The following is a 363-nucleotide window of genomic DNA, read 5'->3' as shown; positions in this document are numbered from 1 at the left end:
GACATTACGAGCTGTTCTAATAGTAAAGTTACCATCATCTTTTGCTCGAAATAAGGAATGACGAGCAAAATGAACTGACATTAGCCATGCGATAACCATCGAAAGTGACACAGTCGACTTACGTCTAAAATTAACCTTTTTAGCTAAATTAGCTAGACCAATTAGCTTAATAAAAGAAGAAATTAGTGATTTAGTATCGTTTTCTTCGTCCAATTGTTTTATACTTTTCATAACGCAGGAACTCCTTACTTTGAATTTGGACAATTAAAGTATAATACAGGAGAGCTCCTGTGTTTTTATTTTTGCAAAGAAAAAGCCAAGAGCCACGCGGAAAGAGCGTGATTCTTAGCTTTCAAGTTTCAG

1 pseudogene is annotated in these 363 nt (G+C 35.0%); it reads right to left on the bottom strand.

From position 1 onward, the window contains the following. A pseudogene (locus tag FC46_RS09915) lies at positions 1 to 231 on the bottom strand (IS4 family transposase); the annotation flags it as partial. Positions 232 to 363 lie beyond the last annotated feature (132 nt).

Source organism: Lactobacillus kalixensis DSM 16043 (assembly GCF_001434335.1).
GTDB classification, from domain to species: domain Bacteria; phylum Bacillota; class Bacilli; order Lactobacillales; family Lactobacillaceae; genus Lactobacillus; species Lactobacillus kalixensis.
Note: the sequence above shows the minus strand (reverse complement) of the source record. Positions and strands in the feature narration are given on the sequence as shown.